We start from the raw sequence: 10613 nt of genomic DNA on the forward strand, positions 1-10613 counted from the left end.
ATGTTTCACCTAGGTTGGTAGGAGTAGAAAAATATTTACTTCGCAAAAATTATACCCCAGCAAACTACCGGTAATCCAGTTAGAATAGGCATATCTAACCAAATGAAATAATCATTACTTCGTAACTTATCGGACAAACTATGGAATTATTCAAACACCCCAAAGCCTTATGGGTATTAGCCTTTGGCAAATTGTGGGACACCTTCAGCTATTACGGTACGCAAACCATACTGGTTTTATATTTTATGCATATCTTTAAGCTGCCGCGCAGTGAAAGTATTTTGCTGTATGGCGCCTATGCGGCATTTACTTATGCCATTCCGATTATGGGTGGAGTGCTGGGGGATAAATGGCTGGGGAGTCGCAATACTTTGTTATTGGGTGCAGTGCTTAATATTGCCGGTAATTTATTGTTGATTTCCTATAATCGATATTTTTTCTGTTTGGGATTGGCGGCGTCGCTGGTGGGTTCTGGATTATATAAAGGTACGGCGACGCACATGGTGGGTACATTATATGCTGCGGGTGAAACGCGTAAGGAAGCTGGCTATACCTGGTTGTATTTTGCCGTGAATGTGGGTGGGAGTCTTGGGCCGTTGGTTTATGGTTTTATGATTTATGCAGTGGGTTGGAGTGCGGGTTTTTTGTGCAGTGCAATTGGTTTGGCGCTGGGATTATGCTGGTTTATATTTAATTGGCAGACCTATGAAGATAAACAACATCAGCCTAATATCAGTCATGTGGGTGTGGAATTGACTTATTTGGCCTTACTGGTCGGTAGTGTGCTGCTGAGTTTGACCTTTTATTATCCGGCGTCATTGAATACGGTAGTCGGTTTATTTTTCGTAGGTAGCATCGGTTATATACTGATAATGATTATTAAATATCAGAGTGCAATGCGTCAGCGGTTACTGGCATTGTTAATCATGAGCTTTTTTGGTATGTTTTATTTTGCTGCAGGTATGCAAATTGGAACATCAATTACATTATTTTTACAATTGAAGATTCAACAAGGGGTGATTCATACACAATTACCTGCCAGCACTTTTAGTACTTTGTATTGTTTGTTTGTATTACTGCTAGCCCCCGTGATTACTGGCTTGTGGTTTTGGCTGAGGGCTAGGGGCATTCAGTTGTTGATTATCAATAAATTGGCGGTGGGGATTTTTTTGGGGGCTTTGGGTATTGCTTGTTTTGCTTTTGCGGCGGCGACCAATTGGATTGCTGTGGGTTTGATTTTGGGGATTTTGTTGTTAAGTGCAGGGGAGGTGGTGATTGCGCCGGCTATTTATACGGCTATCAGCGATATTGCGCCACAGGGGTTAAAAACGACGATGATGGGGTGTTGGTTTTTGTTTATTGGTATGGGTGGGTATGTGAGTAGTTTGTTGGCGAAGTTTTCTGATAAAGTGGGGAAATTTTTGCCATTTAAAAGTGTGGCGTATGTGAATGAGTTTTTGTTTATTACGGGGTTTATTGTGTTGGTGGTGGGGTGTTTGGTTTTGCTGATTCCTAGGTTGAAGCGGATGTTGGGGATTGGGGGGTAGTGAGATTTTTGAGTTGGGTAGTTTTTGAGCTGTGGGCTAGAAATTTCTTTCTCAGGACAAGAGAAATGCTAGGTTTTCTTGCAATTATTTGGGGAATTCGGTTATGAGTTTAGCATTTAAAGGAAAGTTGGAAGTTCAGACTTGGGATCAGGTGAGGGAGGATGTTGCGAAAGTTAATCCTGAATTTGCAAGGATTATTGATGAAATAAACCCAGATAAAAAGCATTGGTTAGCTAGGGCTTCTTATCCTTATGGCAGTTTGATATTGCAAAGAGCATTATTTATGCTGCCTAATCAGCAAGGAGATATAGTTGCTATAACTGATTCTTCAATTGATCCCAAATTGCGGGCAGGATTAGATTACAATTTAAACTCAAATCCTGTTTGCATGATTTTGCAGAATTCTTGCGAACTTTTTTTGCCTCTTGAATCTCATACGGTTTCTTTTCATGGTTTGATATATTCTGGCGAGCCTTTTGGTGCATGGCGAGTATTAAATCCTGAAAAAACTCAGCAGCCTGTATTCATTTGGGATATGAGTGCTGGTGCACGTTCAATATTCATGTTGCCAAAAATTTCAGAAGATAAAAAACATATTAAGCTAAGAAAACGTTTTGATTTGACGGTAAGTACTCCTAAATCTTTGATGGCGCATTGGGAAATATTTAGGCAAATAGCTAATCATCCGACTTTTGAACATCCTTGGCAATGTGAAGTTTTGTTTTTTTCAAAAAATTGGTTTGAGCATTTGGAAGATGTAAGTTGGAAAAATTTTTATTACTATTTCCATGATTCAATATGGAGAGGTACAGAATTTTTTCGTAACCAAGTACTTTGGAATTTAATTTTTTCGATAATTTTAAAGGAGTATGAAGCTAAATCTAGTGGGTATATTATTGATACCGTGAAATATCTTATGTTTGCGGGAATCGGAGAAGTACCAGGCTTTGGGCCAGCCAAAGATAACAGTGCAGGGCCAATATTGGGTTTGCAGAATGTATATATAAAAGATTATGAAATTAGAAATTATCCTCCAATAATTATGCATCCTCAAGTTTTTAATATGTATAATTTGGAATCTAGTCCAATTTACTATTCTTTACAATTTCCTATAGCTCCTGAATTTATGCCGCATTCCAGAACTAGAAGTAGTTTCGTATCAGACTTGCATGAAATAAGATCTTTAATACAGCGACATTTGCAGGAGTTTTTGTCAGGTAAATACAATATTGATGATACTCCTTTTTATGATTTATTTAATCTAGTATCGTTTGATTACTTTCATAATAATGTGGATTTGCACGCTGGCATGCGTAATAGTAGTGAAATGCCTTTGGAAGATAAAAATTTATTAACTACAGTAGATGGGGTGTTGCATAAAAATTTTCCTGACATGTGTTCTTTCGTTAAAGGATGTATTCGGATATCTCACAAGACTTTTACTAAGAAAGTGTAGCAAACGCTTTCTATTGGTATCAGTAGTATAGTTTAAATGTGTTACATTGGCGAATCCTGCTAGAAAAGCAGTTTCTTCTATCTTATCTTTAGAGATCCAATAGCCACAAATAGTTGTGTTGTGCATTTGGCATGTATAACTAGAGCTTGGGGTTTTTTCCGCCGCATTTAATGGGATTATAAATTCAGGCATTGTATCAATAATTAGTATGCCATTGTTGCTAAGTAATTTTGTTAATTCGAATATTATAAATGGCTGTTCTTTGAATGAAAATTCAGTAATACCAGACCATAACCAAAAAATAACATCAAAGGTTCTATCAAAATTAATTTGATTAAGATTATGAAGATCGCAATGCAATAAAGTAACATTTTCATTACGAGCATACTGTTTTTGTAAATGATTAAACATTTTATTACAGCGTTCAATTGCTGTTATATGTCCCAGAAATTTATGTTGTAATAAATAATTTATTACTCTGCCATATCCAGCCCCAACCTCTAAAACTGAACGTGCTTTTTCCCAGTGCGAAGTTGATAGCTTTATGTCGCAGCCATTTGTTATTCCTGCGCTTGCGGCGAAACCTTTAAATTCAGTAATATCAATTGTTTCGTAAAATGCGCTATTATCATAATTAGTCCATTCCTGTGCTCTGCTCGTCCTTAGAGTTCCATAATTATTCTTTGCTATGGCCATTATTATTACTAACCTCGTTGCTTCTGTACCTTAATATAAAAACGGTTGAACATTTCGGCTGTTATAATAATGCACAAAAATATCGCACACCAAAACTGCCCCTTTCAACGCTGTTTCGCATATCTCCCTATCCTGTTGTAATACTCCTGCTGAATATCTTGTTGTGCCTTGGGCTCAATATTTAATAGGAATAAGCTCATAGGATAGGTCTAGCAACAAGTAATTATTAGAGAATTGTACCACATTTTACGGTTACAAGACTCAAATGGATTACAAAACTAAGTGATGAAGATAGCGAAAATTATTTTTAGGCGGAGGTAGTGATGAAAATACACAATTTCAATAACTCAATGATTAAAAATTATCAAACAAGTGAGGATCAGCTATTAGGCTTATATTTAGATGCCATCACCAATGAACCTAAGTCAGAAGATATCAGTCAGTCTTTATACCTAACTTGCCTGGCATTGCAGGCTTGTGAGCAGCTTGGGAATAAATTTCCAACTCAAGAAGAAATTGATGTAGTGGAAAAAGCCTTTAAACGTTTTAGCAGAAGAAAATCTTTGGAAATGCCAGTTGTGATGTTTGCAGCTTGAAATATGGCATAGCCCTTTCTTGTAAATCAATATACCTGGTTAGCGTATTTCCTTCTCCCACAAGCATTATTGAATAAATATGTTCCTACCCACCTTTTTCAAAGGGGTAAGGCTCAATAACATCGCCACATGGGAAGGCTCTTCACAAAAATATCCCCTCTCCCCTTGTGGGAGAGGGAGGTTACAGTGGTTAATCGGACACTAGTGCGCGTAGGCGGGAATAACAGTTTTTTCGTAGTTTAACAGAGAAGGGAGGAAAAATAGAACCTCATTTCTTAAGAAAACCTTAACATTTCTGAAGCAATAATAATGCACACTAATATCGCACAGTAAAATTGTCCTTTTCAATGCCATTTCCCATGTCTCTCCATCCTGTTGTAATGACTCCTGATGATTTGCAATGTTCCCAAAACACAAAGCATTTTCACTGAAAACGGAATACACATAGAAAAAAAAGGATAGGCGTACAGCAAGAAATCTATCCATGGAGATAAACATGAAAATATTTAATTTTAAAGATTTAATCATTAAAAATCGTCCCTCAAATGACGACCAATTATTGGATCTCTATTTAGAAGCAGTAGAGAAGGAACCCAAACCTGAAACAATGAGCAAGTCTCTTTACTTAACGTGTTTAGCCTTATGGGCTTTTGAGAAAATTGGCAATAAATTTCCAACTCAGAAAGAAATTGACGCCGTTGAGCGAGCATTTAAACGTTATAGCAGAAGAAAATCCGTGAATACTCTGGCGGTAATGGCGGCTTAAAGCTTTAAGCCCCCTGTGGCAAATTCCAATTTAAACCTTACTAAAAGGAAGTTACTCATGGATAAAGTCTTCACAAGAAAGAAATTGGGTATTCTGGAACAGCAGGATCACGAAGTTAGCTTTACTGAAATTGAGACGCAATGCATTTTGCAGTTCATACAAAGTAAAACACCGGTAAGCATTGGTCAGGAGCTAGGACTAAATCAGAGCAGTGTTCGATTTTGCCTGATGAATGCAGGGCAAAAATTGCTTTTGGTAGGGAAAAGCAAACAGTGATCTCAGTGCTCTTATCTCGCTCTTTTGAAAAGTGTACGCAAATCAAAGGTTAATTATCTGGATAAAAAACTAGGCTAAAGCTGGCCATCGATTGGATAAATTAGAAGCTGCAAGTGAGGCCGTTTGAAAAGTGTACACTAATCAAATAGACGTTAAGGTCAGGAGAGAAGCACCAAGGATTTTTTAAAATTAGCAAATTCTAGGTAATAGTTTGAAATGATGGATATTGGCTCATTTGCTGCCTTCAATCATTGCTTGGGTCATCTTTTGAAAAGTGTACATTAATCAAAAATAATGACTTCACTGGGAAGGTTGCTGAAATTTGACTAATCGCTTGCCCCTTTTCAGGATGACTATCGAGGCGTGGGTAATTACCAAAGGAGATGAGCTTTGGCAGTATTTTTACCGCACAATTCTTAAGTCATCAGGCCACAGATTGAATTATGTACACTAATCAAAGAAACACTAAACCGCATGAGCGAAGAATCTCATGATTCTTCGTGACTATGCTTAGTATCACTGTTAGTTTTCTTCAGAATTACTCTGTATTTTCACTGCATCATGATGCCTATGCCAGATGACTTGAGCAGCCCAAGTCAAAGTCTGTGCATAAAGTGTTGATGTCGGCACTACGGATTCTAGATTAGTACATAACAAGTCATAGCGGTTAGGCTCGCTATTCAGTTTAACGCGTCGCAATAAGACTTCATTATTTTTAGTTTGCACAATGCAATCTTGATTGACCAGATATTGGATTTTAGTGCCGGTATAGCGGATGCCTGCGACATAATCGCCCTTTTTATATCTGGGTTCCATGCCGTCGTCATTCACCAGTAAATCAGCAGTGTCGCCGTTACAATTTCTGAAGGTCAATAATTCTTGGGTGATGGCATCCGCCAGTTGTGGTGAGGAGGGTTGTTCGCTCTCGTGAGTGTCAGAAAACTGTAGGTTAGTTAAGCGCGGAGGTTGTCCCACGCCGTGCATTAGCCAGTTCAGAGTGCAGTATATGCCTTCACGACGAAATGCAGGTAACATGCGCTGCGCCCCTTGGATAGTTAAGCCTCCGTATTTGCCGGTTTCCCAAGATTCGATGGTATTGGCGCTGATGCCATATTTTTGTGTAAATTCTTTGCGGGTGAGTCTTACCATGCGACGCAGAACTTCTAATCTCTTGCCTCTAGCGATGGTGGTGGATTGGGGGTCGTTGATGGGGGTTGGAGTGGTGTTCATTGTATGGTTCTCCTTTGCTGATAAATTCTAGACAAATTATTAAAACTTAATAAAAAAAGATATTTTTATTATTCAAATTTGTCAACATTAAAATGCTAAATATTTTTGAATTTTACTGGAGGGAGGAAAAAAGGGGGTAGATTAAAAAATTGGGTATTGCTTATCTGGGGTGCATAAAGATAGTCCAGTTTCTTTTGGTTCAAATAGATGGATGCTTTTTATCTTTTGTCGTAACTATTTACCCCCCCCAGTAAAAATACCTTATCTAGCAATACCAGCACGTCGAAGCCTATAAAACAATTCCGATAAAACTTTGGCTTTAAATATCAATATCAAACTTAATGAAATTTCTAGCGCCACACTAATAAATTCTGGCACTAAACTCCAACGTGAATAAACATGCAATAAATTCCGACGGTAATAATCAATAACATGATAAACCCAAATAATCAAATTTGGGATTGAAGTAATCAATATGAAAATCCCAATGGCACAAAATAAAATTTCTTGTATATCTTGTTTTTCAGTAGTTTCTTTTCTTTCCACACAACTATTTGCTTTTGTCGTAAAGCGAGCAATTTTACTGGAAAACAACCAAAGCAGGATTACTGGTAAAAGCGATAATAAGGGCAATAAAAGGATTAAGATTTTATATGCAAATGGATAATCTAGTGCGTCATGCCGCCAAATAATATCAACAAATAATGTTAATATTTGAGGTATTACAGCTATCACCTGCAGTGCCAAATAAATGATAAGCAATCTTATCCCGATTAATGCAAAATCATATTTTTTAAATTCACTCACTACCAACCTCCTACTTAAACCAGGAAAATTCACAATTAATTTTGTTTTTTTTGGGATGAAATATTCGTAAAACACATCTCATAAAAAACATGATAATAGGATGTTGCTCAAGTTCTATGCAACTACGGGGTTAATCGTTTAAGTAGTTTATAGAAAGAATTGGAAATGTTTTTGTTTTGGTATCATATTGATAACAGGTATAAGCTGCATACAATGATTTTAAATCGTCTCGGATAACGCAAAAGTAATCGAGTCCTTTTTTTTCAGGTTTTTTGTACCACTTGTCCATTTCGGTATCTCGTGATTGCCATTGTTCTAGGCCTCTTTAGATGTTCCGCATATCGTATCCATCCAATCTTTGGTGTCTGTTGATAATATACGATAATAGTCATCATCATTATTGATTGAGCTTTGTTGTGATAGTGCATAATTATCTAATGATGTAAAAATAAAAGCAAGTAATAGGAAATATATTTTAAAAATATTAATGCTCATCAGTGACTTACCTTTTTGTTTTTAACGTTTACTTCTCATTGCTCGGTTTATAAAAAATGTAAGGATACTGTGCATACCTCAAACTGCCTAAAGGTAAGCCTCTGGCTCTTTCTATGGCGACTTTAGCTAAGGATTTGAACGGTTTTTTCTGTTTTAAAGCAGGAGAGAAAGGGCAGGTGTTGTGGATACTTTACCATTTCTTATTTCCCTAAGCTTAGATTTCATTATAAGCGTTAACCTAAAAAAGCAAATTATCTAATTTTTTATTTTACTAAAAATCCATTGAATAATATGATCCAGATATGACTAAAAATTTTTTTTTATTTGCATGATATTGATAACATGTGTAAAAATATTTTGTATCTCTAATAACGCAGAAATAGTCAAAATTATTTTCTTTAGGTTTTATAAACCATTTTTCAACTTTTGAATCCCTGGTTTTCCACTGTTCTAAAGCTTCGCTTGATGTGCCGCAAATTGTATTCTGCCAACCTATATTTTCTGGCGATAGTTTGTGACTACCAAATTTTTTTATATAATAAAAAGTATTGCTTCCTTTAGAAAATAACAGATATTTTATTGTTTTATGATTTGGATTCAGAAGAGTTAATAAATACTCATCTGATTTAAATTGAGTGAAATGTTGAATACAAGGATCTTCATATATTTTATATCCTGCATAATTGCTATCAAGTAAATTGATTGCTTGTTTGTTTAAATGTGCTCTGTAGTCATTATCATAGTCATTGATTTCGCTTTGAGGCCCCAGTGTGAGAGAATAGCTTGTTATTACTATAAAGAATGAAATTAATAAGAATGTAGCTTTTCTTGCAATATTAAAAATCATAGATTAATCGCCAGGTTTTAAATTAAGAATTATGCTATTTGGTTGGGGTATAAAAAATGTAAGGATAGCTTGCATATTTTAAACTATGTAGCGGTAAACCTCTGGCTCTTTCTATGGCGAGTTTAGCCGAAGGTTTGAAGGGTTTCTGTTTTTCTAAGGCGGCTATTCCACTGTTATTGAATGCAAGAGGTTGAGGTATTTCTAAATGTAAAGCAGGATCTTTTGCGTGACTTGGGTCATGAACCTTTCTTATCCTAGAATCATTATGAAAAATATTATAAACTTGGCTTTCCTCTTCTATTGTAAATTTCTTTCCTGTATCTCCTTTAATTAATTTGCTAAGGCTAATATCGAGCACATTATAAAATAATGTATTATATTCATTAACATGTGTTGAAACTTCTCCGCCGTTTGTAATTATGTTGTCTGCCAACTCTGTCATTGCTGCTAATATTTGTTGTTGTGATTTTCCAGCTTTTGCCATGTCATGGTAAATTTTAGTTACTTCATTGCCTCCGACCTTGTAGCTGACATTTTTTCCAGATTTTAAATTATTGTACATGGCTTCTGCCTGGGATTGAGATGTTCTTATTGTGCTTGTAATCACTGCGTGTTTTACACAACTTTTAAGTAATAGTTCTTTTAAAATTTGCCATGTGTAATCGGTGATGTTTGGTTGATCTCTAGATGGATTATCAAATGTTATTTCAACTTCATCAATGCTAGTTGGGCATGATAGCAATACCTTGGTCGGTTTTTTATCGGATGTGGGTGTCAAGCTGCTCTTTTGCTGTTTGATAACTAGGCTAGACATTTAATTTTCTCCTTAACTATTGAATTATGATAATTGCTTAGTAAGAACACAGCTCCTCCTCTCCTGAAAATTCAGAGCCTTGCAAAATATCTATAGAAATTTCATCAGCGCTTGTGTTACTTGCTAAAAGTGTATTGCCCTGATGATCGGTTATTCCTTCTATAATTCTTGGGGGGTATGAATTCGGTAAGGAATATGAGGGAGTGCTTGTCCAGTACTTGCGCTAATTAATTGAAAATACTGGTCATAGAACTCCATTGGTGTTTTGCTGAAGATCACATTAGGTCCAATTTCTACATTGTTCCCTATAAATACAAAGGGATCGCCTTCATCTACCTGGATACCGGTTGCACCGGAGTTGATGATGCCGTCGTTTTGGGTTGTATCGTTTATTAGAGCGATGCGTTTGTTGTTGACTTCGACGCAGGCGTTGCCTTCGATAATGGTTGCTGTAGTGCCGTCGGAGAACATGACATGATCGCCGGCACAAGCGACGGGTTGTCCTTGGAAAGTAGTTGTAGTTGATGTGCTGATTATGCTGCCGTTGCCATGGGTACTGCTGCTGACTACGTCATTTAAGCGTGCGGGTATTTTTGCCATTGTTTTCTCCGCTATTGAGATGAATTGATTTTTATCTGCGTGCCATTAATGTAAATGCCTTGGGTATTAATCAATAGCGTATTACTGCCAACAGTTAAACTGAGTGATTGGGCGGCATTGAGTGAGGCATTTTTCCCAATGCTCATGGTTAAATTACTGCCGATAGATTGATTAAGATTTTTTGCAATGCTGATATTTGCGCTATTGCCTACGCTGTGGCTGAGATCATTGCCTATGGTTTGCATGACGTTATGTAGGGTTTCTTCGGTGCAATCATGGCCGATAGATCGTATGACATTGTTGGCCGTGCTGTGCGTGTAATTATTGCCGACATTGATTGACGAATTATTAGCTGTGCTATGGCTGTAATCATTACCTACTGAAACACTTGAATTATTGGTTGTTGTGTGGCTGTGATCGTTGCCCACAGTAATAGTAGAATTATGGGTTGTATCGTGCTTATGATCGTTCTGCACCGTCACA

12 protein-coding genes are annotated in these 10613 nt (G+C 36.8%); 5 read left to right on the forward strand and 7 right to left on the reverse strand.

From position 1 onward, the window contains the following. Positions 1-140 precede the first annotated feature (140 nt). The gene (locus VHE99_06080; protein HVV68582.1) at positions 141-1547 is read left to right on the forward strand and encodes an oligopeptide:H+ symporter; all 1407 of its coding nucleotides are present in this window, start codon (positions 141-143) and stop codon (positions 1545-1547) included. 103 nt (positions 1548-1650) lie between these two features. Beyond that, positions 1651-3003: a hypothetical protein gene (locus VHE99_06085; protein ID HVV68583.1), complete on the forward strand. Its 1353-nt coding sequence runs from the start codon at positions 1651-1653 to the stop codon at positions 3001-3003. Here the strand turns inward: VHE99_06085 and VHE99_06090 are convergent. Beyond that, positions 2899-3699, reverse strand: coding sequence for a class I SAM-dependent methyltransferase (locus VHE99_06090; protein ID HVV68584.1), 801 nt, complete (start codon positions 3697-3699; stop codon positions 2899-2901). The genes VHE99_06085 and VHE99_06090 overlap by 105 nt on opposite strands. 323 nt (positions 3700-4022) lie before the next feature. Here VHE99_06090 and VHE99_06095 point away from each other — a divergent pair, with 323 nt between their 5' ends. The 3 genes from VHE99_06095 to VHE99_06105 all read left to right on the forward strand — a co-directional run bounded on the left by VHE99_06095 (position 4023) and on the right by VHE99_06105 (position 5337). Next, complete coding sequence (locus VHE99_06095) at positions 4023-4295, forward strand: hypothetical protein (GenBank protein HVV68585.1); 273 nt, start codon at positions 4023-4025, stop codon at positions 4293-4295. Positions 4296-4791: 496 nt separating this feature from the next. Continuing rightward, positions 4792-5061 (forward strand): hypothetical protein, encoded by a 270-nt coding sequence (locus VHE99_06100; GenBank protein HVV68586.1) that lies wholly within the window; start codon positions 4792-4794, stop codon positions 5059-5061. Between the two features lie 57 nt (positions 5062-5118). Further along, entirely contained in the window at positions 5119-5337 is a 219-nt protein-coding gene (locus tag VHE99_06105) for a hypothetical protein (protein HVV68587.1), read from the forward strand. Between the two features lie 522 nt (positions 5338-5859). Here the strand turns inward: VHE99_06105 and VHE99_06110 are convergent. The 6 genes from VHE99_06110 to VHE99_06135 all read right to left on the reverse strand — a co-directional run. Next, positions 5860-6567, reverse strand: a complete 708-nt coding sequence (locus tag VHE99_06110) for a hypothetical protein (protein ID HVV68588.1) — start codon at positions 6565-6567, stop codon at positions 5860-5862. Between the two features lie 261 nt (positions 6568-6828). Then, complete coding sequence (locus VHE99_06115) at positions 6829-7374, reverse strand: hypothetical protein (protein ID HVV68589.1); 546 nt, start codon at positions 7372-7374, stop codon at positions 6829-6831. 766 nt (positions 7375-8140) lie between these two features. Beyond that, positions 8141-8716 (reverse strand): hypothetical protein, encoded by a 576-nt coding sequence (locus VHE99_06120; GenBank protein ID HVV68590.1) that lies wholly within the window; start codon positions 8714-8716, stop codon positions 8141-8143. A gap of 34 nt (positions 8717-8750) precedes the next feature. Beyond that, the gene (locus tag VHE99_06125; protein ID HVV68591.1) at positions 8751-9530 is read right to left on the reverse strand and encodes a hypothetical protein; all 780 of its coding nucleotides are present in this window, start codon (positions 9528-9530) and stop codon (positions 8751-8753) included. A 159-nt stretch (positions 9531-9689) separates the two neighbouring features. Beyond that, positions 9690-10130: a PAAR domain-containing protein gene (locus tag VHE99_06130; protein ID HVV68592.1), complete on the reverse strand. Its 441-nt coding sequence runs from the start codon at positions 10128-10130 to the stop codon at positions 9690-9692. A gap of 11 nt (positions 10131-10141) precedes the next feature. After that, a partial coding sequence (locus VHE99_06135) for a hypothetical protein (protein ID HVV68593.1) occupies positions 10142-10613 on the reverse strand: 472 nt, incomplete at its 5' end.

The sequence above is a fragment of the Gammaproteobacteria bacterium genome, assembly GCA_035546635.1.
Classification (GTDB): Bacteria; Pseudomonadota; Gammaproteobacteria; order JAURND01; family JAURND01; genus DASZWJ01.

What these genes read in the sequence shown, in the direction of transcription:
- VHE99_06080 (HVV68582.1), top strand. Translation starts at nt 141, where the DNA reads ATGGAATTATTCAAACACCCCAAAGCCTTATGGGTATTAGCCTTTGGC.
- VHE99_06085 (HVV68583.1), top strand. Translation starts at nt 1,651, where the DNA reads ATGAGTTTAGCATTTAAAGGAAAGTTGGAAGTTCAGACTTGGGATCAG.
- VHE99_06090 (HVV68584.1), bottom strand. Translation starts at nt 3,699, where the DNA reads ATGGCCATAGCAAAGAATAATTATGGAACTCTAAGGACGAGCAGAGCA.
- VHE99_06095 (HVV68585.1), top strand. Translation starts at nt 4,023, where the DNA reads ATGAAAATACACAATTTCAATAACTCAATGATTAAAAATTATCAAACA.
- VHE99_06100 (HVV68586.1), top strand. Translation starts at nt 4,792, where the DNA reads ATGAAAATATTTAATTTTAAAGATTTAATCATTAAAAATCGTCCCTCA.
- VHE99_06105 (HVV68587.1), top strand. Translation starts at nt 5,119, where the DNA reads ATGGATAAAGTCTTCACAAGAAAGAAATTGGGTATTCTGGAACAGCAG.
- VHE99_06110 (HVV68588.1), bottom strand. Translation starts at nt 6,567, where the DNA reads ATGAACACCACTCCAACCCCCATCAACGACCCCCAATCCACCACCATC.
- VHE99_06120 (HVV68590.1), bottom strand. Translation starts at nt 8,716, where the DNA reads ATGATTTTTAATATTGCAAGAAAAGCTACATTCTTATTAATTTCATTC.
- VHE99_06125 (HVV68591.1), bottom strand. Translation starts at nt 9,530, where the DNA reads ATGTCTAGCCTAGTTATCAAACAGCAAAAGAGCAGCTTGACACCCACA.
- VHE99_06130 (HVV68592.1), bottom strand. Translation starts at nt 10,130, where the DNA reads ATGGCAAAAATACCCGCACGCTTAAATGACGTAGTCAGCAGCAGTACC.